This window comes from Synechococcus sp. CBW1108, assembly GCF_015840335.1.
GTDB lineage: Bacteria > Cyanobacteriota > Cyanobacteriia > PCC-6307 > Cyanobiaceae > Cyanobium_A.
Genome location: NZ_CP060395.1, coordinates 1938795 through 1964144 on the forward strand (window position 1 = coordinate 1938795; position 25350 = coordinate 1964144).

The 25350-nt window shown below is 58.7% G+C and carries 31 protein-coding genes and 1 tRNA gene; 7 read left to right on the plus strand and 25 right to left on the minus strand.

Features of this window, described 5'->3' with window-relative positions; all coding sequences use genetic code 11:
* Positions 1-5 precede the first annotated feature (5 nt).
* A complete protein-coding gene (locus H8F27_RS10500) occupies positions 6-845 on the minus strand; it encodes a HEAT repeat domain-containing protein (protein ID WP_231596195.1) in 840 nt (279 codons plus the stop codon).
* A 124-nt stretch (positions 846-969) separates the two neighbouring features.
* Between H8F27_RS10500 and H8F27_RS10505 the strand changes: the two genes are divergently transcribed.
* Together H8F27_RS10505 and H8F27_RS10510 are read left to right on the plus strand one after the other, a co-directional pair.
* A complete protein-coding gene (locus H8F27_RS10505) occupies positions 970-1398 on the plus strand; it encodes a DUF2656 family protein (protein ID WP_197148058.1) in 429 nt (142 codons plus the stop codon).
* 414 nt (positions 1399-1812) lie between these two features.
* A complete protein-coding gene (locus H8F27_RS10510; protein ID WP_231596196.1) occupies positions 1813-3174 on the plus strand; it encodes a HEAT repeat domain-containing protein in 1362 nt (453 codons plus the stop codon).
* Between the two features lie 294 nt (positions 3175-3468).
* Here H8F27_RS10510 and H8F27_RS10515 read toward each other — a convergent pair whose 3' ends face one another.
* The 11 genes from H8F27_RS10515 to H8F27_RS10565 all read right to left on the minus strand — a co-directional run bounded on the left by H8F27_RS10515 (position 3469) and on the right by H8F27_RS10565 (position 12165).
* Positions 3469-4107, minus strand: a complete 639-nt coding sequence (locus H8F27_RS10515; RefSeq protein ID WP_197148059.1) for a chromophore lyase CpcT/CpeT — start codon at positions 4105-4107, stop codon at positions 3469-3471.
* Between the two features lie 11 nt (positions 4108-4118).
* Entirely contained in the window at positions 4119-4658 is a 540-nt protein-coding gene (locus H8F27_RS10520) for a phycobiliprotein lyase (RefSeq protein ID WP_197148060.1), read from the minus strand.
* Between the two features lie 270 nt (positions 4659-4928).
* A complete protein-coding gene (locus tag H8F27_RS10525; protein ID WP_197148061.1) occupies positions 4929-5669 on the minus strand; it encodes a phycobilisome rod-core linker polypeptide in 741 nt (246 codons plus the stop codon).
* 71 nt (positions 5670-5740) lie between these two features.
* On the minus strand, positions 5741-7357 hold the full coding sequence (locus H8F27_RS10530; RefSeq protein WP_197148062.1) for a phycobilisome rod-core linker polypeptide: 1617 nt from the start codon (positions 7355-7357) through the stop codon (positions 5741-5743).
* 129 nt (positions 7358-7486) lie between these two features.
* Entirely contained in the window at positions 7487-8371 is an 885-nt protein-coding gene (locus H8F27_RS10535; protein WP_197153508.1) for a phycobilisome linker polypeptide, read from the minus strand.
* A gap of 116 nt (positions 8372-8487) precedes the next feature.
* Positions 8488-9219 carry a pentapeptide repeat-containing protein gene (locus H8F27_RS10540; RefSeq protein ID WP_197148063.1) on the minus strand — a complete coding sequence of 244 codons (732 nt, stop codon included), beginning with the start codon at positions 9217-9219 and terminating at the stop codon, positions 8488-8490.
* 84 nt (positions 9220-9303) lie between these two features.
* Positions 9304-9912 (minus strand): hypothetical protein, encoded by a 609-nt coding sequence (locus tag H8F27_RS10545; protein ID WP_197148064.1) that lies wholly within the window; start codon positions 9910-9912, stop codon positions 9304-9306.
* Entirely contained in the window at positions 9909-10325 is a 417-nt protein-coding gene (locus H8F27_RS10550) for a hypothetical protein (RefSeq protein ID WP_197148065.1), read from the minus strand. Before H8F27_RS10550 ends, H8F27_RS10545 begins: the two co-directional genes overlap by 4 nt.
* Positions 10326-10523: 198 nt before the next feature.
* Positions 10524-11012 (minus strand): phycocyanin subunit alpha, encoded by a 489-nt coding sequence (gene cpcA / locus H8F27_RS10555; protein ID WP_197148066.1) that lies wholly within the window; start codon positions 11010-11012, stop codon positions 10524-10526.
* A gap of 42 nt (positions 11013-11054) precedes the next feature.
* The gene (locus tag H8F27_RS10560) at positions 11055-11573 is read right to left on the minus strand and encodes a phycocyanin subunit beta (protein WP_197148067.1); all 519 of its coding nucleotides are present in this window, start codon (positions 11571-11573) and stop codon (positions 11055-11057) included.
* A gap of 313 nt (positions 11574-11886) precedes the next feature.
* Positions 11887-12165: a phycobilisome linker polypeptide gene (locus H8F27_RS10565; protein WP_197148068.1), complete on the minus strand. Its 279-nt coding sequence runs from the start codon at positions 12163-12165 to the stop codon at positions 11887-11889.
* A 428-nt stretch (positions 12166-12593) separates the two neighbouring features.
* Between H8F27_RS10565 and H8F27_RS10570 the strand changes: the two genes are divergently transcribed.
* The gene (locus H8F27_RS10570; protein WP_197148069.1) at positions 12594-12998 is read left to right on the plus strand and encodes a hypothetical protein; all 405 of its coding nucleotides are present in this window, start codon (positions 12594-12596) and stop codon (positions 12996-12998) included.
* A gap of 47 nt (positions 12999-13045) precedes the next feature.
* Here H8F27_RS10570 and H8F27_RS10575 read toward each other — a convergent pair whose 3' ends face one another.
* The 12 genes from H8F27_RS10575 to psbB form a co-directional block, all read right to left on the minus strand.
* Complete coding sequence (locus H8F27_RS10575; protein ID WP_197148070.1) at positions 13046-13648, minus strand: chromophore lyase CpcT/CpeT; 603 nt, start codon at positions 13646-13648, stop codon at positions 13046-13048.
* A 34-nt stretch (positions 13649-13682) separates the two neighbouring features.
* Complete coding sequence (locus tag H8F27_RS10580) at positions 13683-13931, minus strand: hypothetical protein (protein ID WP_197148071.1); 249 nt, start codon at positions 13929-13931, stop codon at positions 13683-13685.
* A gap of 55 nt (positions 13932-13986) precedes the next feature.
* A tRNA-Phe gene (locus tag H8F27_RS10585) sits at positions 13987-14059 on the minus strand.
* An 8-nt stretch (positions 14060-14067) separates the two neighbouring features.
* Positions 14068-14688, minus strand: coding sequence for a ComF family protein (locus H8F27_RS10590; protein WP_197148072.1), 621 nt, complete (start codon positions 14686-14688; stop codon positions 14068-14070).
* 44 nt (positions 14689-14732) lie between these two features.
* Positions 14733-14999, minus strand: coding sequence for a DUF2470 domain-containing protein (locus tag H8F27_RS10595; protein WP_197148073.1), 267 nt, complete (start codon positions 14997-14999; stop codon positions 14733-14735).
* A 147-nt stretch (positions 15000-15146) separates the two neighbouring features.
* Positions 15147-16415 carry an FGGY-family carbohydrate kinase gene (locus H8F27_RS10600; RefSeq protein WP_197148074.1) on the minus strand — a complete coding sequence of 423 codons (1269 nt, stop codon included), beginning with the start codon at positions 16413-16415 and terminating at the stop codon, positions 15147-15149.
* Positions 16416-16443: 28 nt separating this feature from the next.
* Positions 16444-17691 (minus strand): methionine adenosyltransferase, encoded by a 1248-nt coding sequence (metK, locus tag H8F27_RS10605; protein ID WP_197148075.1) that lies wholly within the window; start codon positions 17689-17691, stop codon positions 16444-16446.
* Positions 17692-17718: 27 nt separating this feature from the next.
* Positions 17719-18528, minus strand: coding sequence for an HAD family hydrolase (locus H8F27_RS10610; protein WP_197148076.1), 810 nt, complete (start codon positions 18526-18528; stop codon positions 17719-17721).
* A 25-nt stretch (positions 18529-18553) separates the two neighbouring features.
* On the minus strand, positions 18554-19612 hold the full coding sequence (locus H8F27_RS10615; RefSeq protein ID WP_197148077.1) for a 30S ribosomal protein S1: 1059 nt from the start codon (positions 19610-19612) through the stop codon (positions 18554-18556).
* Between the two features lie 124 nt (positions 19613-19736).
* Complete coding sequence (nrdR, locus tag H8F27_RS10620) at positions 19737-20231, minus strand: transcriptional regulator NrdR (protein WP_197148078.1); 495 nt, start codon at positions 20229-20231, stop codon at positions 19737-19739.
* A 130-nt stretch (positions 20232-20361) separates the two neighbouring features.
* Positions 20362-20457, minus strand: coding sequence for a photosystem II reaction center protein T (locus H8F27_RS10625; protein WP_010314684.1), 96 nt, complete (start codon positions 20455-20457; stop codon positions 20362-20364).
* 24 nt (positions 20458-20481) lie between these two features.
* Positions 20482-22041 (minus strand): photosystem II chlorophyll-binding protein CP47, encoded by a 1560-nt coding sequence (psbB, locus tag H8F27_RS10630; protein WP_197148079.1) that lies wholly within the window; start codon positions 22039-22041, stop codon positions 20482-20484.
* A gap of 127 nt (positions 22042-22168) precedes the next feature.
* Here psbB and H8F27_RS10635 point away from each other — a divergent pair, with 127 nt between their 5' ends.
* A complete protein-coding gene (locus H8F27_RS10635; protein WP_197148080.1) occupies positions 22169-22612 on the plus strand; it encodes a 2Fe-2S iron-sulfur cluster-binding protein in 444 nt (147 codons plus the stop codon).
* Between the two features lie 49 nt (positions 22613-22661).
* Entirely contained in the window at positions 22662-22769 is a 108-nt protein-coding gene (psbM, locus tag H8F27_RS10640) for a photosystem II reaction center protein PsbM (RefSeq protein WP_015109223.1), read from the plus strand.
* Here psbM and H8F27_RS10645 read toward each other — a convergent pair.
* A complete protein-coding gene (locus H8F27_RS10645; RefSeq protein WP_197148081.1) occupies positions 22766-23614 on the minus strand; it encodes a universal stress protein in 849 nt (282 codons plus the stop codon). The genes psbM and H8F27_RS10645 overlap by 4 nt on opposite strands.
* Positions 23615-23626: 12 nt before the next feature.
* On the opposite strand from H8F27_RS10645, the gene H8F27_RS10650 reads away from it, so the two are divergent.
* The gene (locus H8F27_RS10650) at positions 23627-24085 is read left to right on the plus strand and encodes an acyl-CoA thioesterase (protein WP_197148082.1); all 459 of its coding nucleotides are present in this window, start codon (positions 23627-23629) and stop codon (positions 24083-24085) included.
* A gap of 26 nt (positions 24086-24111) precedes the next feature.
* Entirely contained in the window at positions 24112-25329 is a 1218-nt protein-coding gene (locus tag H8F27_RS10655; RefSeq protein ID WP_197148083.1) for a DNA-processing protein DprA, read from the plus strand.
* Positions 25330-25350 lie beyond the last annotated feature (21 nt).

Below are 25350 nucleotides of genomic sequence, written 5' to 3' on the forward strand. Positions count from 1 at the left end.
CAACTTCACTTGCTCAGCTGACTGATTGCTAATTCCAGCACTAACCTGACACCAGGTTGTTCTTCCTGCTCCACACTTGCTTTTAAGGCAGGCAATGCATCCTTGGCCCCTAGCTTCATCAGCGATAGAGCAGCGTTTTTGCGGACCTGTTCTTCCGGGTCGGTGAGCAGCGGGAGCAGGCGCGGGCATGCCCATTCGGGCTCTTGCAGCTTGCCCATCAATGTTGCAGCTTCTGCCCTCACCTCGGAGTCCAGGTCATCCAGCGCGGTTAGAAGCAGCTGTCTCGCCTGGTCATCCTCCAAAGCCTGGATCTGCTCGCCGAGAGCTGCTATTGCTGCCGCTCTTACCCTGGCATCAGGTGAGCTGGCTGCTTGGCGAAGTGCCTCGGGAGCCCTGGCGCCGATAAAAGCGATCCCCCAGCTGGCCAGCCCTTGCTGCATGGCTGAGGCTTCTGGATGAACCAGCACTGAGAGGAGTGGCTCGAGAGCCTGGTCGCCGACTGCGGCCATCGCTCCGACAGCTGATCCCTGCACCACGGGATCCGAATCTGAGAGCAGGGTTTCGAGTAAAACGGGCAAGGCAGAGGGATCCGCAATCAGGGTCAGAGTTTTCGCTGCAGCGCGGCGAACGGTGACGTTGTCGTGAGACCGCAATGCACGGCAGAGTGTTGGCACTGCTGCTGAACCCACTGCTCCAAGGCTTTCGGCAAAGGTGAGCCGCATTAAGCCTCTGGTATCGCCGAGACCAGCAACCATGCGCTCAATTGCTGGGCTATCGGAGGCGGGAACTAGCCCCTGGCGAAGTTGGGAACGAAGCTCTGCAGCCAGAATGTTGGCTTCCTCCACGCTCAGTTGCTGGTTCCCAGATGCGGGGGCAGTGGACAACTCGGTAGACAAGGGACCCTCCTATCAAGCAAAATTATCAGGGATAGCCATGGCTTTCCTATGGTGGGCTTAACAAGACCAAGACATGACACGTTTTTTGCTCTCCCACAACCTTCAGGTAGTTTCCGAAAACCTGAAAGGCCTGAACTCCGCCGATCTGGCGGCTGGCCTTGTTGCACACCTACCCACCGATGTCCATGTTCAGGCACTGAGCCACCCCCACTGGTTGGTTCAGGTGGAAGCGGAGCTGCTACCCATCGATCTGGCCAATGCCGTACTCCAGGCCTGGCGTCAGCTCCGCTGCTCTGCAGGCGCTGCAGATGATGCGTGCCAGCTGTTGGCCTTGGGTGGACGCAAGGACGATCAAGCCGCCTCTGGAGCTTTGCTGCAGAGGAGTGACTGGGGGGTCGATGTGGTGGAGACTCTGAACGCTGCCGCTTTCCTTCAGTCGATCAACTGGGAACTGCTCAAGCAGGGGCGTGCTCCTGATGGTGTGTTCGAGCTCCATGGCTGAGCTGGGCTACTTGCGGCGGCGGCGTGTTGATTGCTGGCCAGGCTTGGGTGGCTCGCCATGTTCCATGGCCACTGCCGCCACTCCGGAAGCCGAGGTGGCCGCCTCAAACAGGCTCACTGATGTAACAGGGATCCCGTTCTGGTGGAGTTGCTGCAAAGTGTGGCTCAGCATATGGGGCGGAACCCGGAGCTTCTGAACAGCCCTCTGGGGTGTTTCGGATTTGATGCTAGTAACAAGCAGAAGTGCACCGCATTGATAGGGACCCATTGTGCCTCTAACTTAAACAGCTTCATGTTGATCGCTTCCTGGCTGGATTGGATCAAGACACATAACTCTTAAACTTTCAGCGGTGTTGCCCCGCCGGCTATCAGAGTTGGAATCAGCTCTTGCTTGAGCTCCGCAGCTTCGACTACCTTGACCTCTGAGGACAGTATTTTGGCCAGCTCCAGCAACAGTTATGACAATATTCATCCAGGCCTCAGCCACCACGGTGCGCTCGCCATTCTTGAGCAATCTCTTGACTCTCTCGATTCTGCTAGCGATTACTACATGGCGGTCGCACATCTCGTAAATTTTCCTGGTAATAAAACGGAGGAGGCTTTATTGAGGCTAATCGAGACTTCTTCGTCCGAACAGGCGGTCAATCTTGCGCGCCGCAAAGCGGTCGAAGTTTTGGGCCGGCTTGGGGTTCAACGGGCCATCCCCAGCATTGGGCGTTGCCTAAGGAGCAATGATCACTATCTCGTTGAAAATGCCGCCTGGGCCCTTCTTCAGCTCAATTGCCAGGATGTTGAACTCCATCAGGAGATGTGCCTGCTACTCAATGATCCAGCCCAGAGCCGCAGGGTTCTTATTCAGGCTCTTTCCGGGTTAGAAGTGCACACGGCCTTGCCCGTGCTTCAATCGCTGCAAGATGAGGCGAATCCAGGGGTTCGAGGGGCTGCTTTAGCCGGGGTTGCACAGCTTAGTGGCGATAGTAGTCGCCTTAAAGAGTTGGAAGACCACCTGACCCTGCCGAACCAAATGGATCGGCAGTCGGCAATTCAGGATTTAATTGACTGTCGGGCTACGTATCTATTGCCCTCGATCCTCAAGGCGCCCGTGTCCCCTGTGTTCAGGTTGCGCGCTCTGCGGACACTCTGGCCGGGCCAAGACAAAGCACACGCAGGCCTCGACCTGCTTACTTGTTTGGATTCGCTTATGTGGGATCAGCCAGAAGTTTTGGTCTTGGCGCACTGTTACGACACTGAACCCACCACGATATTTCTATTTGAGGAATTTTTTGGTACTGACTTTAGCCGTTGCTACCTAGCATTGTCCACATTGAAGCATAGGCCAGCAGAGGAGCTCTGGCCTACTTTCTGGAAGCGATGGCAGGAGGATGCTTATAATGATTATGGTGCACACTATTTCTTCATTCAGCTTCTTGGCAGTGTGGACCACTGGCCTTCCGCTGCCACCGCCACCATTGAGTCGCTTCTGCTGGAAGCCATGAACAGCAAGCGACCGCAATTCAGCAAGTCAAAAGTGGCTGCTTGTCTGACATTGAATAAACATTTTCCTGATATATGGTGTAAAAGTGTGCAGCAGTTTTTGTCTTCCGACCTCACAGCAAGCTGGGAGCTGCGTTATGCTGCATTGATGGGCCTTGGTTCAATTGATATTGGGAATAATCATGAAATATTTTTGCTCTTAAAGAACTATTCATCCGTTCAGGATCCTGATCCTTTTGTAGATCGTAGACGTCAATTGCTAATTTCCGAAAACCGTGTCTGAAAGGAACCACGTTCAGCCCAGTAGCGTTGAATTTCCAGGCCTTTGGGCCTCGGTACAGCTGCTTCAGCTCTCAGGATCTTGAATGTCCGGCGAGGCCCCATGGGCCAGTTTCCAATTGCTCTTACGGATCGCATGTGCCCATCAAGCATGTTTAGGCAGGCTTCAAAACGCTCAAGCTGGCTATGGTCAATGGTTTCAAAAATAAAGTCTTGGCCCTGGCAAATTAGGTGCTGCGAGCGAATCCAGCTACGGAATTGCTGGATAGCTGGACTGTCAGCTTGCATGCTCTTTTGTCTATCCAATATGCGTAGGTTGACCCCCCTGATCATTCGTTATATTTCTCCACTCAGCTGCTACTTCATTTTCATAGCTAGCTATTCGTTTAAATCGAAGCGCTCCATGTTCGGAGCCCCATTGTAAAGCATCTGTGGCTGGATCAAAGCCCTGATCTCTACTAATCCAGTTTTCGTGATCAACTAATACCTCACTCACTAGATAGGTAGGCCGCCCATCGCGAGGTACTAGGCATTTTTGACCAGGCTCTACCAATCCGCTGAAGCAACCCGGTGTCGTTTCGTGGAAATGCATCGCACAACCACAGCGCTGTTTAAGGCGTTTAATATTAATGAGCTTGAGAAGTTCAGGCGTGAAGCCTGCTCCAGCTAATCGAATCGGTTCGTCGAATCCATAATTTTCAACAATTTGCACCTTCTCAGTTGAGATCAGTCGATGTACGCCTTGCCTGTAGGGTCGCCAAGGGTCGTGCCCATAACTCTGCTCAGAGTAAAAGCCAGGGCCTTGAAATACTCCCCATGGCAGAGGGCGGAAATAGATGTTAATATGTGCAAAATTTACTGGGTCGTGTTGAGATTGAGCAGAATTGCTGTAATGGCCAGCCAGTATTTTTGCAAATCTCAGGGCATTGTTTGGCACGGCGATTACTGTTAGCTGAAGGAATCTAATCGTCGGATTTCAGATGCGAAGGAGGTTTGCAGTATCCCTGAACCTGCTGAAGTTCGTAGCACTGACGAGCGGCAGCGTACATTCTCAGATACGAACCAGATCCTTTCCTCTGCAATGGATTGGCCGTATTGTGTACTTAGTATAAAAGTGTCATCTTCTAAAAATGTGTAGTTAGAGACTGCCTGCTCGGCTTCTGCGTATCCAACGCTTCGCAGCAAGATTCCCTTTCGATTATCAGTTGGTATTGGAACGAGAATGCATGATCCTGCTGTTATTGCGCTGGGGTCATCTGGTTCCCAGTCGCTTTCGGCATTCCATTCCATTCTAAATGGATGAATAGGTTTTGCATCGCGTATTGTGCAATCCTTGAGCAGATTAAGAACCAATGGATCTTGGGGTTCAATTGACTCTATCAAGACTGAACTGCGAACATCCTCAAATTGCTGAAAAGCAAGAGAATGCCCACTTCGCATTGATCGCCAGCGGCCCAGGCTACGAGCTACAAAGGATTCCAGCTGCATTAAATATGCTCAGGCCTTACTACTGTAGGTGGTCCTTCCACTTGGGAGACGGCCTCCCTGCACCATGTGTACCCATGTATCGATCATCATGTTGATCGCAGGCTGGGGCTCATCAGTGCTTTGATTGGCTGGAAGCAATGGTGCTTGCCGATAGTTTGTGTTTTTTGAGATCATTGATAACAAGAGTACTGTTCGTCAATTGCGGCAATTGGGCGGAGACATGAATGCAATATCCGCCCAAAGTCTTCTGCTATTTTAGCTTGTCTCTATTTAGGATTCTGTCACTGAGGCAATGCTGCCCCCACGCCGATGGATTGATTGAATAACTGATGAGAGTGAGCTGTATGGCGCAGTACTGGTCTGCACCACTCGCCGGTTTAGTCCAACAGGATTAGATGATGTCCATCGAATTGTATAACGTTGGCCATTGCGGTCTCCTGGCCCTGGAGTTCTTTGAGCAGCCCTGGGAGTTGAATTGGTGGCAATGCTACAGAGTAACTGTGATTGCTTATCACCATCAAAGCCTGCAAATCCAGAGGCTAATGCAAGAGTTCTGTTGTAAGTAATGTTCGAGTTGCCACTGATGCTTGTTGCTCCTCGATTATAGGGCACTGTATCAAAGCCGAAGATTTCTAGATATTCAGCTCCATATATATAGCTGTTGATTTCAGCTTCATATCCATTTGTGGCCAGGATTTGTACATGCTCGCTCAGTTCAGCCTGATTTCGTGGGGCGCGGCCTAAGAGATGTTTGAAGTTGAGCTCAACAAAACGATAGGGACCATTTGCATCAAAAAAGAGACGCCGATAGCTATCAGAAAGGGCCAGGGCATTGACCAGCCCCTGCACTGTGAGATCGCCGTTGATGAACAGACTCTCGGCCGAGAGTGAGCGTTCATCATCAAAAAGGTGTGCATTGCCAAATACCTGGCGGTAGGCTGCCTTCAGCTGGGCTTGGGCTTCCGACTGGCGTAAATCCGAATCGGGACGGGCAAGAGTTTTGATTTCCATGGCTTTTAAGTTGGCTTGTGAGAGGGAGATAAGAAGTGTATCTTTGGCCTGAAAAGATAAGGCAGTGTTTTCTAGGTGATTTCGGTCACAGAAAGGATCCGGCCTCCGCGTCTATGGATGTATCCCAGTTGGCTGGTAATGTCACTGCCGCTTACTACGTAACTGGCGTTCGGGTTGCGTTGGCGGCCGCCTGCAGGCTGGGCATTCACCACAATACGGAACCGCTTGGATGTGGGATCAGCTGATCCAGAGGCCGCAGCAAGCCTGTTAATCCGTACTGTTGTATTTGTCCAGTTTGTAGGCGCAGATCTTGTTGCTACTGAATTCAGCAGACTTGATGCACATTGAATGGTGTCACTGGCTGCATAGCCTTGAACTAGTGCTATATGGCGATTAAAAGAAACCTGTTCGCGGCCATTCTCAGTCGCCACACGCAGATAGGGAACAGTATTCTCGCCGAAGGTATTCTGATACTCTTCACTATCAACGTAGCTGTTGATTTCTGCGTCATAGCCATGTATGGCTAGTCTTTGTAGATGTTCACTCATCTCAGCCTGAGTTGCTGGCGCACGGCCCAGAATATGTTTGAAATTCAGCTCAACAAAACGGTAGGGAGCATTTGTTTCGAAGAAGCGCCGGCGATAGTCTGCAGAGAGTCCAACAGCTCTTATAAATTCACGGGTACTAAGCCTTCCTTCGGCAAACTGGCTTTCTGCGGTTAAGTTGCGTTCGCTTTCCATCACATGGGGATTGCCCAACACTTGGCGGTACACCGACCGGATCAGCGCAGCAATCTGATCTGCTGAATCGCCGTTGCAGCGCTCGAACACCTCCTGCTGGCGCTGACCAAGCCCAAAGCCAACGTAGAGATCACCTCGCATCGGTGTTGAGTCGCCTCCGTCTGCACTGTTCCGCTTCACAGGTTCTAGCATTCCAGCCGAACCAGTCGTTGTTCTACCCATCTGACCAAGGGAACTGGATCGGTACACCTGGGCAGGCACCTTTATTGAGAGCCTGTAGCCGCTAACTAGATTCCCTAACAGCTGGCTTTTGTTCCCTACGGCTGTGTCGCTACCTGCGAAGTTCTGCTCAAGTGCTGCGATCCGGTTGAACGCTGCTTGAGGCTGGCCTACTGGAGAGTTCCAGCTTGTTGGGTATGGAACAGTTTCCTCGCCAAATGACTTTAGATACTCATCGGAATCAAGATAGCTATTGATCTCGCCTGTGAAACCACTTGTGGCGATCAGTGTTACATGGCTTGCAACCTCTGCTTGATTCTGGGGGGGGCGTCCCAGCAAATGCTTGAAGTTAAGCTCAACTGCTCGATGCGGAGATACGGAATCAAAGAAGCGTGAGCGATAAAAACTGGATTGGGCCAACCTTCGTACGAATTCTCGTACGTTTATGTCGCCATTGCGTAATCTAGATTCTGCACTGAGTAGGCGCTCGCTTTCCATCGGCTGAACATTGCCGAATACCTGCCGGTATGCAGCTCTTACTGCGATGGTAAAAGCAGCATTGTCGTTCGCGGTGAATGCTGACGGCGTATTTAGTAGTTGCTGGTTGCGAAATAGATCTTCACTTGTGGCAGTCTCAGGGTCATCAGTCCTTTGGCGCGAAAATCTTGCTGGGGCTTCAAGAAGCTGAGTGGCTCCGAAGTCAAGCGACTTGCTTTGATTTGCTGTCATGGGAAGACGGGATTAGTGGACTTGCTTTGTTGAGTGGTATGTTGCTAGATGTTTTTCAGGCACCTAATCTCTTCGATCCTGGCTGGCTTGGTAACTTACTGGTTGAGTAGGGCTGGTTGGAGCAATGGATCAACTCAGGGGTGTGATGCTTGCGATCTTGCCACCCTCGCGGTGAATAAGTTGATACTGCTCTGATAGCTTGTTGAAGGGAACGAAGTATACTCTGTTAGATTTTCTATAGCGTGATGTGGGGCGCACATTGTTGGCTCTATAGCCTGTCACTTCAACTCGATAGACTTTGCCTGTTTCGCCTGCGAGTACACCTATCCGTGTAACGGGATCTGTCAGGTTGGCGGCTGGGCGGAAGCTCCAGCCTTGGGAATCTTGTGATGAGGGAGCTACCACTGGAAGAGGGCGGTCCTGATAAGCAGCACCGCCAAGACGGCTCCTGATTCCAGCTAGGTTGCCTTTTAAGCTGCTGCTGCTGTTTCCACGCAGCAACTGGAATGACCAGGTGAACTCTTGGAGCGTTGTACAGGATTCCGTTTTCCAACCACGCTGATATGGAACTGTCCACTCACCAAAGGTGTTCTGATATTCGTCAGAATCTAAGAAGCTGTCGATGTCTGCTTCGTAACCACTTGTATCTAGTCGTTCGGCATGGCCACGCATTTCCTCAAAGTCTGCTGGGGCACGGCCGAGTAGGTGGCGAAATGCTAGTTCGATATAGCGGTAGCGCGCGCATGAGTCAAAAAAGCGGGTGCTGTATAGATCGCTTTTGGCGATGCGTCGTACCAGTTCTCTAACGCTGATCTCGCCAAGCTTGAATTGCGATTCTGCAACTACTTGTCTTTCGCTTTCCATTACGTAGGCATTCCCAAGCACCTGTCTATAAACTGCTCGGACTATTTCCTCTTTTGATTGGTCGTCGTCTCCCGGAACTAGCTCTCGTGGTGCCTCGCATTCTTGCGAGAAGCTTTCCACACCCAGGATGGAGGCGGGGCCAAAGGGCATGACTGAAACTGCAATACTCCCCAATTATCCCTGTCTTTTATTTCCCTTTCCCGGCAGCTTGACAAAGCTCAATCTTTTGTTTCAATGGCTATGCTTTTTCTGCCAGTGCCAGCGCGCTAACCGGGCTGCATTGTCGATTCCAGCAGCGATTCCAGTGTCGCCCGGGTCGCTTGCCTAGTGAGTGGGTTCCAGCAATCCAGTTCGATGTGCGAGCGAGTTAGTAGATTTGCTAGCTGTAACTTGTCCATACCCGTAGCCTGCCTGAAGTCAGCGCCCTGAATACTTTCCGACCCTTCCAGGATTGCCTCTGTTAAATCAGCAGCCCTAAAGTCTGCCTGCTGCAACTGACTGCCGGTAAAGCGTGTGCCCACGCAGCGACAGCCTTGCATCCTCGCAAACCTTAAGTCGGCACCTACAAAACGTGCTCCGTCCAATACTGCACCACTTAGGTCACACCCGCTTAGGTAGGCACCCATAAAGTTGGTGTTTCGAAGGTCCATTCCCCGGAGATCTGCACCATTTAAAAAAGCCCCATTAAGGGCTGCTCCTGGACCCACTGCTCCTGACTTTTCCAGATTAAAACCAACGGGTACGCGAGTCTTTTTATCATAACGGGCAAGTGTTAAATTGCATCCTTCTAGTTGGCAGGCAGTTAGGTCTGTGCCTCTTATGTCCGTACGACAAAGGTTTGCATCCCGTAGATCAAGTGGCTGGAGAATAAGGTTGACCCAATTGGCCCCTCGCGCGTCTATGGGTTGATGCTGTGATGAAACAGGTTTGCAATCTTCAGGAGCCCTCCATTGGCTGGGGTCTTCGGGTAACAAGCAGGCTTGGTGCTTATGATTCATTTTTCAGACAGGATGTTATCTACTGGTAATTTAGTGCAACTCTGTTTTTTTTAGCTTGCTTCGGCTATGGGGCGTTGAGTTTGCTCAGCTTTCTGGCATCAGTGAATCGCTTGATTTTAGGGCGTTGATTAGGTTATCGAAGGCCCTGTTTAGGCAGTCTATCTCGCGAAGATGGCCAGAAGCTTCAAGGATAAGTGTAGTCAGTTTACGCATTTGGGCTAAAGCGTACATCATCGCTGGAACTGGTACTTTCATTTCTTTGTATAATAACCGCAATGCAGCCATTCCGGTCGTGTCTGTTATCTCTGCGCAATCGCATGCCACTCCGTAGATGACTATTCGTAGAAACTGTTGGCAATCTCGCCAGCAGGCCTCTGCTCTTTTCTCCGGGTATAGCTCTCCGCCTGGCAGTATCACATTAGGTTGTTGGTCTAGTAATTTTCGCCTTGCCGCATCAGTTACATTGTTTGTCTCAGTAATCAGTAGGCTTACGGCATGTTCTGAGGTATTGCAACACACGCATACCTTTTTCAATTCATCGACCTTTAGAGGCTGTTTTGAGGTGTCCGCATTTGCTATCAACTCTCTCACTTCAACGGGGAGGCTGTTGCGCTTTGTTATGCCGCATACTTGTGCTGCCTTGGCAAGTTCGCTTATTCTTAGTTGTCGCTGAGCTTCTATAGTCAGGTTCACGATCCCACAGGAGTAGCAGTAAGCCAGCCATGCCTCTCCAAGTGGAACGCCCAGATGGCTGCTCCACCTAGGCCTGGGCAGTGTTCCGATGCGAGATTAACAAGTTGTTCTGACACACCGAGGCTTTTGAGCAGATATTTTGCTTGGGCCGTTCCTTCAACCTGGGCAGAACGTATTGCCGCTCCAACTACCCAGGTCAGATTGGTTTCCGACAGTTCACCGCCATTATTTTCGCATGCAAGCAGAAGATTGCTGTAGCCAGGATGCTTGGCGCTATGGGATTTCCAAATGTCAATGTCGTCAATTCTGAGGTCTATGCGCAAGCGGGCCTCCCCTGTTCCGTACTGAAGCTCCTGCTCCTCGCCGGCTTGTTTAATTAAATCTTCTATGCTTAAAATTTCTTTGGGCAGCATGATGGGTTTTCTTTTGCATGGGGTTGGTTGCCCCGTGGCTGTATATTTATCTTGCCGAGCGCTCGGGTGCGCTTAATGTTTTGTAACTAGCATTCTGATGTGGATTTGGGCTAAGGCTGTTCGCTTGTGTTTTTAATCAATAAAAATAGCCCCCCCGCTAATGGGGAGGCTTTTGTTGCAATTTGGCAAGAAGCTTAATCAAACAAGCGCGTTGATTGCGTAGTCGAGATAATTGTTTGCTTCTGTCGCTGCTTCGCCGGCAAGGCCATGGTTTGCCTTGATATAGTTAAGAGCTTCCACGTACCAAGAGGGGGAGAGCTCAAAAGCGCGATTGATTTCATCAATTCCGGCAATCAGGTACTCATCCATGGGGCCGGTCCCACCAGCTACGAGGCAGTAGGTGACCATGCGGAGGTAGTAACCGATGTCGCGGGAGCACTTTGCCTTGCCGCGGGCATCAGCGGCATAGTTTGCACCCTGCATCTGGGTGGTGTAAGGGAATTTATTGTAAACGGCTTGGGCGGCTCCGTTTACTAGGTTGTCTGCGTTCGCTGTCAGGCCCTTAGCCGCTGCAAGAGAATTTTTGGCGCGGTTAAAGCGACCAAAAGCAGAGTTGATCTCAGTATTGGAGAGGAAGCGACCCTGGGAATCAGCGGTGGCGACGGCTTCGGTAAGGGGAGTCTTCATGGGAAGGGGGGATAGGTTGGATTGACTTTTTTAGTGAGCTGATCAGCCGACGGCTGCTGCAGCGCGGTCGAAGTAGGTGCCGATTTCGCTGATTAAAGCTGAGCAGTCCCCTTGGGTGATGCCGTTGCGGTCGTTGGCAATTGCAATGGCGGCGGCCTTCATTTTGCGAACGCCTTCAGCAACGGAAGCGCCAGGCACGCCGAGGGCCAGGTAGGTTTCCCGAAGGCCGTTGAGGCAGCGATCCTCCAGTACGGATGCATCTCCGTTGAAAACGGCGTAGGTGATGTAACGGAGAATGATGTCCATGTCCCGCAGGCATGCAGCCATGCGGCGGCTGGTGTAGGCGTTCCCTCCAGGAGCTGTAAGCGCCGGCTGAGCCTCAAAAAGATCACGCGCCGCATTGGTAACGATCTTTGAAGCGTTTGAGGTGATGCGGTTCACAGCATCCATACGCTTGTTGCTCTCGGCAACCATCGCGGCAAGCGCGTCGATCTGACCGGCGTTGATGAATTCGCCACGGGCGTCGGCCTGGGCTACAACCTTGGTGAAGGCGTCGAACATTGGGAAGCTCCTAGTCGCGACGAAGAGTCGGCAGGGTGGATAAGTTGCCAGGCTGGCCAGGGCACAGGAGCTACGCATTGCCCCATGTGGGCAGGGCGCAGCTAGCTGGCTGTTGTCAACTTGGTGCAACCATTGTCGGCAAGAAGCCAGCCCAGCCACGATCCGCGTAACAAACAGTCACCGCTAGCGTCGCTCCTGAGGCGTCCATCAAAAGCCCCCGCCTGCAGAGGCGAGGGCTGGGTCAGCGCTGGGTCGGTGCCCTTGGCGCTGGAGAGTTTCTCGTGTGGCGGGTTTGTCCAGTGTGGCCGTTTTTTCAGCCGGGAGCCTTTGCCGCTTTGGAAACTGTTTTCTTGCGCGCATGTAGGCCAGATGCCGAGGCTGCATCCAGGTCGCCACCATTGACGGCCACTCCGGTGATCTTGCCGCCCATGCGCTGCACCATGCGCATGGTTTCGTTCATGCGGGTGTAGGGCACATTCATGACCATGTCCGCCGTGCGGGAATAGTCATTGTTGGCCAGGGAGGTGACGGTGAGTGTGACCTGTCTGCCGTTGTTGAAGCTGGTGCCTCGGGTGCCTGCTGAAAGCTTCATAGATGAGGGATGGTTAGGGGATTGCCATGACGTACTGGTTGCCCAGGTCTGCCCGTAAAACGCCCTTACTCAGGAACAATCTATCGTTTGTCTGTGGCGGTTAACAAACCTTCATTTTTGCGATAATTTGGTTTATCGCCTGACTCACAGGTAAGCAGCGTTGGCGAGAGTCACGGGCGTGGGGCCGAGGGAGAAAGGCGGAGCTGGTTGCCAGCTGGCTGGGCTGGGGCAGCCGGCTGGGGGCTAGGGCAGCGGGGGGGGAAATCTCAACCCAAAGCTGCAATCGGGATCCTATGGGTCTGTTTTGTCAGGATCCCAAGGTTTTCGGAATCGTTACAAACCATGGGGCCTGGGGGCTGGGCCCGAGCTTCCCCCTTGGCGCCTGGCGGTGGCGCCGATACCATCCGGCCATCCCACCGCCAATCAGCATGGCTGTTGAGCTGTCGGTCACAGATTGCACCCAGCGGCTGGCCGGTCAGTTGCGGGCCCTCTCCGAGGTCACCGAAACCCTGACCGTCAGGTTGCTCGAGCTGGAGGAGCGGCTCCTGGCCCAGGAATCGAAGCTGGAGCCCCTGATGGCAGAAGACACCGAGTTCAGGATGGCGGATACGGAAGATCGCCTTTCCCGATTGGAGGGTTTGCTGAGCGGCGGCTCGCTCCCGGGAGGCTCTCCCATGGGCACAGATCGGTTTCGAGCGGTTCGCGAGCTACGGCCCGGGCTGGCTGTAGAAGAGATCCAGCAGGAAAGCTTCCTGGAGGTTGGGTCCCAAGAGGACGGGTTCCTACAGGACGACTTCCAGGAGCAGCCTTTCCTCGATGAGCTGAGTGCCTGAACTGAGCGCCTGAGCTGAGTGCCTGAACTCAGCGACTGAGCTCAGCTTCAGCGGCCCAGTTGGTTTGCCCAGCTGGATGGGAGCTCATTGCTGTAGTCGTCGGTGCGGGCGAATTCAAATGGACCCGCCAGGGACCCCCAGAGATGTTCATGGGTTTGGGGGTCGTGGCCTCGGTCAATGGTGCGCATGCCTGTGGGATTGAGTTCCAGCCGGCTGACCAGATAGGAGGTGGCGCCTTTGCGTTCCACCAGGCAGCGGCAGCCTGGCTCCACTTCGCCAATGAAACCTTCGCCCTCTTCTTGCACCAGATAGGCGCAGCCCTGCAGCTGCCGCAGGTCGGAGGCCTGAATTTGACTGCGGCGTTCGGGATCGTCGACCGCGCCCCAGAAGCGCTGGTCGTCTATCAGGGCCTGGTTGTGAATGATCAATTGGCCGGCCTGGCGCTCCGCCCGCAGCACCCGGATCCGGTAGGGCGCAGCCGGGTTGATCGCGTAACTCTGCTCGAGCAGCAGGGAACCGGGCTCCAGCTGGGGTAAGGGGCGGAACTTGACCAGGATGTGGGCGTAGAGGGGCGGATTCTCAAAGGCCTGGTCCTGGTTGCTGAAGCCGCCGCTCAGCATCCGTACCAATCGCTCCAGGGAGCTCTCCATCACGCCCGCCCGACCAAGTTCTGGGGAGTTGAAGCTACAGGCTCGACCGCGTCAGTCCCAACAGCCGCAGCCGAAACCCAGCCACTTGGCGGGCCAGCTCCGGTTCGTTGGCAAGGAAGGGATGGTCAGCGAGCTGTTGGAGCATCAGCTCCACCTTTGCAGCGGAATCCAGGCCATGGTGGGGATCTCGCTTCTCGTGCTGGATCCAGGCCTCATCGAAGGCCTGGGCAAAGCTGTCGGCGTTGTTGAACACCCTGTTGGGCGCCTCTGAAGACTCGCGCATGGGGCATGGGGTAGGGGCAGCCTCCAGGCCTAGGGAAGCATTCTTGAGTTCCTAATGCCAGGACCCAGATTTGAACTGGGGACACGGCGATTTTCAGTCGCCTGCTCTACCAACTGAGCTATCCCGGCCCGCCGCCTCAGCGGTTTGTGGATCTTAGATCACGGTCTCGCCTGGGGGTTTTCCCCAGGCAGACCATTCCTGCCACCAGCCAGCCCCGCTCGCCCAGGGCAGCGGCGGCGGCGCAGGCGGTGGCACCGGTGGTGAGAATGTCGTCGATCAGCAGCACCGGGCGCCGTTGGCCCGCCAGCTGTGAGGAGCAGCGAAATGCTCCGGCCTGGTTGGCCCAGCGCAATTCGCGGCCCAGGTGGTGCTGGCCGAGCACGGGCCGGCTCCGCAGCAGCAGGGGCTCCTGGCGCCAGTCAAGTTGCCAGGTAAGGCACCTGCTCAGCAGATCCGGCAGGGGGTTGCCCTGGCGCTTCCAGCTGGGAATCGGCACCAGCAGGGGGGGCTGGGTCCAGGGCTCCCGGCGCAGGCCTGCAACCAGCTCCTGGATCAGGGCGCCGACTAGCGGGGGTTTGGGACTGGTGCGCAGGTGCAGCAGCTGGCGACGTAACAGGCCCCCGTAGAGCCCCGCAGCCCACCAGGTCAGGGGGGCCGAGCCCTTGAGCCCCCCCTGGGGCAACTCGGCCACCAGTGCGGGCTGCAGGCTGGGGGCCTGGGCGATCCAGTGCAGGGGCAGCAGTTTGAGGATTGCCATGGCCAGATGGGGTAGCCCTTTCAGGCTTCCCACAACTGGCCCGCTCAGCCTGGTAAGGCCCGCAGCATGGCCACCAGGGTGCGGTGGGCATCCTCGCTGTCGCTGAGGCTGTGGTCGAAGGGCACCGTGACGGTGGCGCCATCCACCTGGAGGTCCATCGCCTCGGGCCTGACGCTGAGCAGGCTGGCCTGCTCAGCGGCGCTGATGCCGCCGTAGTGGCGGGCGAAGGCCAGCACCGCTTCGGCATGGTCGTCGTTCATGTGCCTACAGATCCGATCACTGACGGCGGAGCTGAGGGGGTCGGCGGCCATGGCGCGGAGCTGGGGAGGTTGGTTTGGATTCTGGTTCAACCAGCCCCGAACCGCTGCCAGAGCAGTAGGCCGAGGCGGATGGCGCTGAAGCCCACGTAGCCGGCCAGCACTACGAAGAGCCCCATGGCGATCACGGAGCGCAGGCGTTCATTCATCGCTGCTGAGGGCGGATGCTGCCAGTCTGGCCATGCCGAGGGCGGCGCAGAGCCCAGGACGATTCAGCACCGGAACCCCCAGGCTCTGCTGGCGTAGGCGACGCCATTGGGGATTCCGGGCCCCACCTCCCAGGCTGATCACCCTCTCCAGTGGCGGGGCGCCAGCTTGGCGCAGCCGCTGCCAGCCCTCCTGTTCGATGGCCGTGAGACCCTCCAACAGGGCCTGGAGGTAATGGGCATCGCTTATCGGTCGAGGTTCCAGCAGCGGCTCCAGGGCTGGGTCGTCCACGGGAAAGCGTTCCCCGCGGGCCGGCAGGGGGCGGAGCCGCAGGCCGGTGGGCTGGCTGGGGTCAATCTGGCGGCTGAGTTCGCCAATCTGCTGATCACTGAAGAAGCGCCGCAGGATGCCAGCTCCGGCATTGGAGGCCCCCCCCACCAGCCAGCGCCCCCCCACCCGATGGCAGCTGATGCCAGGCCCCTGGATCGGCCCCGGGCTGAACTGCTTCAACACCAGGGTGGTGCCCAGCACGGTGATGCCTTCGCCTGCGGCTGGAGCCGCTGCCAGCACTCCGGCGTTGGCATCCGTAGTGCCTGCCACCACCCGGCAGTGGCGGGGTAGCCCCAGCCGCTCCGCCAGCTTGGGCGCCATGCTGCCGAGCACCGCGCCACTGGCGCATATCTCCGGCAGGGCTTTGGCCCAGTGCTGCTGAGCAATCGATCCGCTCCAGGCCTGGCGTTGGAGGTTCCAGCCCAGGCGCAGGTTGTTGCCCTCTTCCCCCCAGCGCCAGTCGCCCAGCAGCCAACCCATCAGCCAGTCGGCCTGATGGCGCCATAACCAGGGCCCAGCTTCGCCGGCCAGATCGGCCTGGGCGAGAAGGTTCAGGGCCCGGGCCAGGCTGCCGCTGGCACTGGTGGCTGGCCCGGATCCTGCCAGGGCGGCAGCAGCCTCGGCCTGATCGCCGCAGGCCCGGTGATAGGGAAGGGCCCGCCCCAGGCTGCCGGGGCCCGGCTCCCCTGTGGGGCGGCAGAGCAGCAGGGTGCCGGAGGTGCCGGCTACGGCGACGGCGCCGATGCGGATTCGGCTTGCGGCGGGCAGCCTGGCGCAGAGGGCCTCAAATCCGCTGGCCCAGCCAAGGGGATCTTCCAGCCCGTTGGGGTACGGGCTGGCTTCCGTAAGCAGTTGGGGCCCATGGGCAGGCACCAGGGCAATTCGCAGGCCGCTGCTGCCCAGATCCACCCCCAGAGCGAGTGGTGTTTTCACCCGCCGGGCTGGGGCTGGGGCTGGGAAATCAGGCGGCTACCTGGGCTGAGGTGGCCTGTTTGAGCGTGGCGGCGATGGTGGTCACGTCCTCCCAGGGCAGGTCGAGGTCGCTGCGGCCGAAGTGGCCGTAGGCGGCGACGTCCTGGTAGAAGCGGCCCCCCCTCTGCTGGGGGAGGGTGCGCAGGCCGAAGGTTTCGATGATGGCGCCTGGACGCAGGTCGAAGTGCTCATGCACCAGGGCAGTGAGATCGGCGTTGCTGAGGGCGCCCGTACCGAAGCTCTCCACCAGAATGCTCACGGGCCTGGCCACGCCGATGGCGTAGCTCAGTTGCACTTCCACTTTGCTGGCCAGCTCTGCGGCCACTAGGGCCTTGGCCACATAGCGGGCGGCGTAGGCAGCAGAGCGATCCACCTTGGTGGGATCCTTGCCGGAGAAGGCGCCGCCACCATGGCGGGCGTAGCCGCCGTAGGTGTCGACGATGATCTTGCGGCCCGTCAGGCCGGCATCACCCTGGGGGCCGCCCACCACAAACTTGCCGGTGGGGTTCACCAGGAAGCGGGTGTCTGCCTGGGAGGGCTTGAGGGCCAGATCGGCGGTGGCGGGCTCCACCACATGTGTCCATAGGTCGGTAGCGATGCGCTCGCGTATCGCCTTCTCTTCAGAAATTCCATCAATCTCTGCGGTGTGTTGGGTGGAGATCAGGATCGTGTCGATCGCCACCGGGCGATCGTCTTCGTAGACGACGCTCACCTGGGTCTTGCCGTCCGGCAGCAGGTAACCCAGGCTGCCGTTGTGGCGCACCTCCGCCAGGCGCCGAGCCAGGCGGTGGGCCAGGCTGATCGGCAAGGGCATCAGCTCGGGGGTCTCATTGCAGGCGTAGCCAAACATGATCCCCTGATCTCCCGCACCGATCAGATCCAGGGGGTCGCCTTCGTGGTCGTCGGCCTCATTCACCCCCTGGGCAATGTCAGGCGACTGTTGATCCAGGGCCACCAGCACGGCACAGCTGTGGGCGTCGAAGCCGCCGGCGCGGGCACCGGCATAGCCGATCTGGTTGATCACTCCCCGCACCAGGGTGTTGAAGTCGACCCTGGCCGTGGTGGTGACTTCGCCGGTGATCAGGCAGAGGCCAGTATTCACCACGGTTTCGCAGGCCACCCGGGAGGCCGGATCCTGGGCCAGCAGGGCATCGAGCACCGCATCGCTCACCTGGTCACAGATTTTGTCGGGGTGACCTTCGGTTACCGACTCGGAAGTGAAGACGTAGCGGCTCATGCGGCCTTGGCCAAATGTCGACCCAGCTTATGCGCCGCAGACTCTCACTTCAAGCTCACTCCAGTGGCTCAGACAGGGGAAACAGGGATCGAGGGGAGGGGGCGAGCTCCAGCCGGCGGTGAAGCCGATGACCACTGGCACTCCGGCCTGCTTTGCCATCCTCAGATCGCTGTTGGCATCTCCGATCAGGGCACAGCGGTCGGGCGGTACCTCCAGGCTGGCGCAAAGGGCGTGCACGGCTGCGGGGTCGGGCTTGTGGGGGGTGTGATCGGCGCTCCAGTGGGCCTGAAACTGACAGGTGAGGTTTGCGCTGGCCAGAAATGCTGCGATGCCAGCCCCATCGTCGTTGCTGATCACGGCACAGGCCACCGCTGCTCTGCCAAGGGCCTCCACCAGTTGATGGAGGCCGGGGGTGGCGATCGGCCGTCGCTGGCTGCCCTGGCCATGCAGGCCATCGGTGGCGGTGAACACGCTTTCGCCCAACGCCAGGGCTTCGGGCCAGCCCAGCCCCACCTGGGCCAGGGCCGTGGCGGTGGAGATCAGGTTGTGCTGGCGGGAGCCCACGGCCGTGGCTCCCGCCGGATCGATCGCCTGCTCCCCCAATCCATAGGCTCGGCCGAGGAGCTCGACAAGTTCATCCCCTCTGGCGGCGGCAAGCTCGGGATGGCCCTGGGCCAACAGCTGGCTGGCAACTGAAATCCTGGCCGAGGCCAGGGCATGGAGCATGGGCTCGCTGATTGAAAGGGTGCCGTCCTTGTCGAACAGCACCGCTTCGATCTGGTGGGGGATGCCCTTGTCGTCTGCCAGGGTCTGGCCCCGCAGGAGCAGCTGTGCCATTGGGAACTGCGGCGATTGCTTGCCCTCAGTCCAGGGTGACCCCCATGGGCTCATTGTCTTCGGCCTGCTCGAGCAGCATCTGCTTGTAGCGGGCAGCCATCTCCTCGGCCTTCTCGAACACCTTCTGGGGATCTGTGAGCATGTCGCCGGGCTCAGGCTCGAGGGCCTTGGTCGAGAGGGAGATCCGGCCCCGCTCGGCGTCGAGGTCGATGATCATCACCTTCATTTGGTCGTTCACATTGAGCACCGTGTGAGGTGTCTCGATGTGCTCGTGGCTGATTTCAGAGATGTGCAGCAGGCCGCTGACGCCGCCGATGTCGATGAAGGCGCCGTAGGGCTTGATACCGCGAACGGTGCCGAGTACCACTTCGCCCACCTCGAGGCGATTCATCTTGCGTTCCACAAGGGCGCGGCGATGGCTTAGCACCAGGCGGTTGCGCTCCTCATCCACCTCCAGAAACTTGAGCGGCAGGAAGTCGGCCACCAGTTCTTCCTTGGCCTTGCGGGTGCTGATGTGGCTGCCTGGAATGAAGCCGCGCAGGCCTTCAACCCGCACCAGGGCGCCGCCGCGGTTGGTGGCAAATACCTCGCTGTAGATGGTGGCGTCTTCTTTTTGCAGCTGACGCACCCGCTCCCAGGCCCGCTGGTATTCGATGCGGCGGATAGAAAGCGAGAGCTGGCCGTCTTCGTTCTCCTCACTCATGATGAAGAATTCCCGGATCTCGCCGGGCTGGAGCACGTCGCTCAGGCCCTCCACCCGGTTGATCGACACCTCCTGGAGGGGCATGAAGGCAGCTGTTTTGGCGCCAATGTCAATCATGGCCCCCTTTGATTCGAGGGCAAATACGGTGCCGTTGACAACGTCACCGGGCTTGAAGTTGTAGTCGTACTTGCTAAGCAGTGACGCGAACTCGTCGAGGGTGAAACCCACCCCATCGGCGTCATTGCGCGATTTGGCCCGGCTGCTGGGGTCATCGGCGGTAGGCACCTCTTCCGGAATGGCCAGGTCGAGATCCTCGGCCGTTTCGACGGCTACAAGGTCTAGATCGGTCTCAGTGGTGGCTTCGGAAGGGGTCACTGTCATGGGAGAAGGCGGCCTGCCGGGGGCAGTGCGAAGGGAGTGACCGATCTGCCCGCCAGCAGACCCAGTCAGATCCAACACTCTACCAACGCGGCATGCCTTGCTCCCGTTGGCCCTTGGGCAGCCTTCAGCCGATTGCGGCCAGGCTTGGCTTGCCCCATCTGCCGCCGTTGCGCTTGTCGAGGCCCTCGAGGGTGGCCACGAAGTCACTGATGCCCTGGAATTGGCGATAAACTGAGGCAAAGCGCACGTAGGCCACCTCACTCATCTCACTGAGGTGGCGCAGCACAAGTTCACCGATTTCGCTGCTTGTTACTTCGCGGCCGCTGCGCTGCTGCAGCTCAAGTTCGATTTCATCCACCACAGCTTCAAGCCGGGCAGGTTCTAGGCCGGTTTTTTCGCAGGCGCGCAACAGGCCATGGAGCAGTTTCGCGCGGTTGAAGGTTTCCCGGGTGCCGTTGCGCTTCACCACAGTGATGGGCACCGTTTCCACCCTTTCATAGGTGGTGAAACGAAATTCACAGTTGAGGCATTCGCGCCGCCGCCGCACGCTGCGCCCACTGTCGGCCGCTCGAGATTCGAGCACCCGGCTGTCGGTGTGTTGGCAAGAGGGGCATTGCATCCCCGAACATCCGGGCTTGGTTCTTAAGTTTAGACACGCCACTTTCATTTGGAAAGGGCTCCATTGATTACCCATTTGCCATGAAAAAAGCCCCTGCTTAAGCAGGGGCATGGCCAAGGGGGCTGGCCTGTTATTTGCCGATCTTCGGGGGATCGCGGAAAGCGATGGCAAAGAAGAGGGTAGAGATGGCCAGAGCCAGGATCAGGATGTACGCGAAGCTTTCCATGAATTTCCTCTAGGGGTCTGGCGGTCAGCTGAGGGGCGAACCAGCTGGGGGCACGTAGCCCTCCGGCAGGCGGCGGGTGGAGCGGTCGCCCAGTTTCTGGAAAAGACCGAATTCCACCTGTTCACCCAGATCTGGATCAATACCTGCGAACACATCTCGGTAGAGGGTGCGGGCACCGTGCCAGATGTGGCCGAAGAAGAACAGCAGGGCGAAGGTGGCGTGGCCAAAGGTGAACCAGCCGCGGGGCGAGCTACGGAAGACACCATCGGAGTGATAGGTCTCCCGGTCGAATTCGAATGCTTCCCCAAGCTGGGCCTTGCGGGCCAGGCGCTTGACATCTGCCGGATCCGTAAAGACTTGACCATTGAGGGCGCCGCCGTAAACGGATGCGGTTACGCCGGTCTGCTCGAAGGAATACTTGGCTTCAGCCCGCCGGAATGGGATGTCGGCGCGCACAATGCCTTCCTGGTCCTGGAGAATTACGGGGAAGTTTTCGAAGAAGTTTGGCAGGCGCCGCACTTCCAGATCCCTACCTTCTTTGTCTGTGAAGCTGATGTGGCCCAGCCAGCCGGTGGGCAGACCGTCACCGTTGACCATCGGGCCCACCCGGAATAGGCCTCCTTTGGCAGGACTATTACCGACGTAGTCATAGAAGGCCAGCTTCTCTGGAATTGAGGCATAGGCCTGTTCCTTGCTGGCGCCGTTGTCGAGGGCCGTCTGCACCCGGCGGTTGATCTCCGCCTTGAAATAGCCCTGATCCCACTGGTAGCGGGTGGGGCCAAACAGCTCAACTGGTGTCGCCGCAGCGCCGTACCACATGGTGCCGGCCACAATGAAGGCCGCAAAAAACACCGCCGCGATAGCCGAAGCCAATACGGTTTCGATGTTGCCCATCCGCAGGGCCTTGTAGAGCCGTTCGGGCGGGCGGGTGGTGATGTGGAAGATGCCGGCGATGATGCCGACGATTCCAGCTGCGATGTGGTGGGCCACGATCCCGCCGGGATTGAAGGGGTTGAAGCCCTCCGGGCCCCAGGAGGGTTGAACAGCCTCCAGGTGACCTGTTAATCCGTAGGGGTCACTGACCCACATCCCCGGCCCGAAGACCCCGGTGAGGTGGAAGGCGCCAAAGCCAAAGCAGCCAAGGCCTGCGAGCAGCAGGTGGATGCCGAAGATCTTGGGCAGATCGAGGGCTGGTTCACCGGTGCGGGGGTCCTGCCAGATCTCCAGATCCCAGTAGGTCCAGTGCCAGATGGCGGCTAGGAAGAGCAGGCCGCTAAAAATGATGTGGGCAGCTGCCACGCCTTCAAAACTCCAGAAGCCTGGATCAACGCCGGTCTCACCGGTGATGCTCCAACCGCCCCAGCTGCCCGTAACCCCCAGGCGGGCCATGAAGGGCATGACGAACATGCCCTGGCGCCACATGGGGTTGAGCACCTGGTCGGATGGATCGAAGATGGCGAGCTCGTAGAGCGCCATAGAGCCGGCCCAGCCGGCAACTAGGGCGGTGTGCATGAGGTGCACGGCAAGCAGACGGCCCGGGTCGTTAATCACGACCGTGTGCACCCGATACCAGGGCAATCCCATGGGGGTAGTTCTGGGTAGGTTTCGCGATCGTAAGGGGAGCCCTGGCCACTGCGCGGCCTAGGTAACGGACCGCAACGGCCTGACCCACAATGGGACCCACAATGAAGCCCCCATCAGGAGCTACCCCATGCCCGTGATCCGATTTGTGCGCGAGGGCAGAGAGGTGGAGTGCTTCCCGGGAGAGAACCTGCGGGAGGTGGCCCTGCGGGAAGGTATCCAGCTCTACGGGCTCAAGGGAACTCTGGGCAACTGCGGCGGCTGCGGCCAATGCATCACCTGTTTTGTGGCCGTTCCGGAGGGTGGCGCTAGCCAGGCGCTGAGCGAACGCACTGTCGTGGAGGACCAGAAACTGCGCCGCCGCCCCCAGACCTGGCGACTGGCCTGTCAGGCCCTGGTTCAGCAGTCGGTGCTGGTGCTCACCCGTCCCCAGGTGGGCTTGCCCGATCAGGAGGCCCTGCTAGCCGCAGCCAGGGCCCACGCCCTGCCGCCCGGCCCCACGGCCTGGCCCGCTGCCCCCGAGCAGGAGTGCGCCCTGGAGGAGCCAACCGCAACGAGCGATGAAGCCTCCTGAAAACCGCCCATTCGGCGGTGATACCCTCCCAGCACTTCCCTCTCAAGATATGGAAACCAACGATCTCGGCTTTGTTGCCAGCCTTCTATTCGTTTTGGTTCCTGCGGTCTTCCTGATAATTCTTTACATCCAAACCAACAGCCGTCAGGGCGGCTAACTCCTGCCTTCCGGCTCGCGCACCAGCAGGACTGGGGCTGGGGCATGCACCCGGATGTAGTCGCTCACCGAGCTGCCCAGTAGGCGGTCGATGTCCACCAGCCCCCGCGCCACTACCGGGCGTCTGTCCTGGGAGGCGATCACCAGCAAGTCGGCCTTGAGCTCTTCGGCGGCTGCGCAGACCATGCGGGCCACATCGCCGCTGCGCTGAACGGTGGTCAGCTCCACGCCGAAGGCACGGGCCCGTTGGGTCGCCTTGCCGAGAACCTCTTCGGCTGGTGATTTCCCTCCCCTTGATGGGGTGATTTCCTGACGGCTCACATGCACGCCGGTGAGGGTGCCCCCGGGGATGTCCCGCACCAGTTCGCAGGCCAGTTTGAGCGCGTTGTCCCCCACGCCTGTGCCGTCGATGGTGACCATCACCCGGTTGATACGGCGGATATAGAGGTCTTCACGCACCAGCAGCATCGGCCTGGTGGAGAGCTGGAAAACGTACTGGCTGGCACTGTTGCTGAGAATGGCCTGGAGGCGGTTCATGCCGCGGGAGCCCATCACGATGAGGTCGCTGTTGAGTTCATCGGCCACCTTGAGCACCGTCTGCTTGGCATCGCCCTGGCGGATGATTGTGTTCACCTCCCCGGGGTTTAGGCCCAGGCGCAGCACCGCTTCAGCGGCGATGCCGGCTGCCTTCTGGGAGTGCTCAGTGAAGCTTTCGCCAACCTGCTCGGGCACTACGTGCAGCAGGTTGAAGCGGGCTTGGCGAACGGTGGGGATGTCGCGCAGCATGCGCACCATCTCCTCAACGTGGCCCTTGCCGGAATCGGCGATCAGTACGTTGCGAAACACGGGAGTGAAACGATGAAACGGTCTTCCCTGCAGCCTACGGATGGGGGTTGGATTCTGGAGCGAAGGGTGCTGCCCCAGCACGCAGACCATGCCGGTGTGATGTGGCATGGCGCCTATGTGGCATGGCTGGAGGAGGCCCGGGTTGAAGCCCTGGCAAAGGCCGGTGTTGCCTACAGCGAACTCTCGGCCAGGGGCCTGGAACTGCCGGTGGTCAGCCTGGCCATCGATTACCGCCGGGCCCTGCTGCATGGCGATGCCGTTCGGATCTGGAGCGAAGTGATGCCCCGGCGTGGCCTCAAAATCCCTTGGCGCAGCCTGTTTTTAGGCGCGGATGGGGTGGTGGCAGCCGAGGCCATGGTGGAGCTGGTGTTGGTCGATGGGGTTGGGGAGCCGGGGCGCCAGCGGCTGATGCGCAAGCTGCCAGCCGACCTTGAGGCCGCGGTGGCAATCCTGGTGGCTGGATCGGTCTAATTTCAGTACACCTGTACTGAAATGGCATGGCCCCAGCTGCCGCGCTCCCTCGATCCTCCTCGCCCTCAGCCAAGTCACCAGCCAATTCACCGGCCAAGCAGCGTCGTCCCCTGCTGCGGGCCGCCGATGCCGCTGGCTGGAGTCTGGAGCAAAGGCTCTGGTGGCTGCTTTGGTCTGGATGCCCCGGGGTGGGCCCCAGCCGCCTGGTGGCTATTCGGGACAACTTCTGTGGCTGGGGGGCGGCCTGGGCCTCTCCTGCCGAGGCCTTTGCTGGCCTGGCGGGTATGGGATCGCCGGGCTGCCGGCAATTGGAGCGGTATCGGGCCCATTGGGGGCCAGATCCCTTGCCAGAGGTGGCTCGACAGCTCCAGGGCGGGAGGCGGGTGCTGCTGCCCGCCGATCCGGCCTTCCCTCCCGAGCTGCTGGCGCTGGAGCGGCCGCCCCTGCGTCTTCACTGGCGCGGCAAAGGTTGGTTGTGGCCCCTGCTGCGCCGCCGTCAAGCCATCGCGGTGGTTGGCACCAGGCGCCCCTCCCTGCATGGGCTGGCAATGGCGGAGGCGATTGGGGCGGCCCTGGCCCAGGCAGGCTGGCCCGTGGTGAGTGGTTTGGCGGAAGGGATTGACGGGGCGGTGCACCGGGGTTGCCTGGCCCAGGGGGGGCAGCCGGTGGCGGTTTTGGGCACGCCCCTGGAGCGGGTGTACCCAAGGCACCACAAGCAGCTGCAGGCTGAGGTGGCGGCTCGGGGGCTGCTGGTGAGTGAGTTGCCAGCGGGCACCGCGGTTCAGGCCGGTCACTTTGCTGCTCGCAACCGGCTGCAGGTTGGGCTCGCCGCTGGCGTGGTGGTGGTGGAGTGTCCCCTCAAAAGTGGCGCCCTCCATTCCGCGGCCCTGGCCATGGAACAGGAGTTGCCCCTCTGGGTGGTGCCTGCCGATGCCGGCAAGGCCTCTGCTGCCGGCAGCAATCGTCTGCTCGCCCAGGATGCAACGGTGCTGCTGGATCCCGCCGATCTGATTCGACAACTGGGTGAGGGTCCCCTTGCGCCTCGCCAATCCGCTAAGTCGCCGCTAAGCGCTTCGCCGCCCGGGGATTCAGCCCTGTTGGCTGCCCTGGGCCGTGGCGCCTCCCTCGAGCAGTTGTGCCTCAGCTTGGAGCAGCCCGCTGCCGAGGTGGCTCCCAGGCTGCTGGCCCTCGAGCTGGGGGGCCTGGTGAGGGCGGAGCCGGGTCTGTGTTGGCGGCCGATCTAGCCTGGGGCCCTGGCTGGGGGG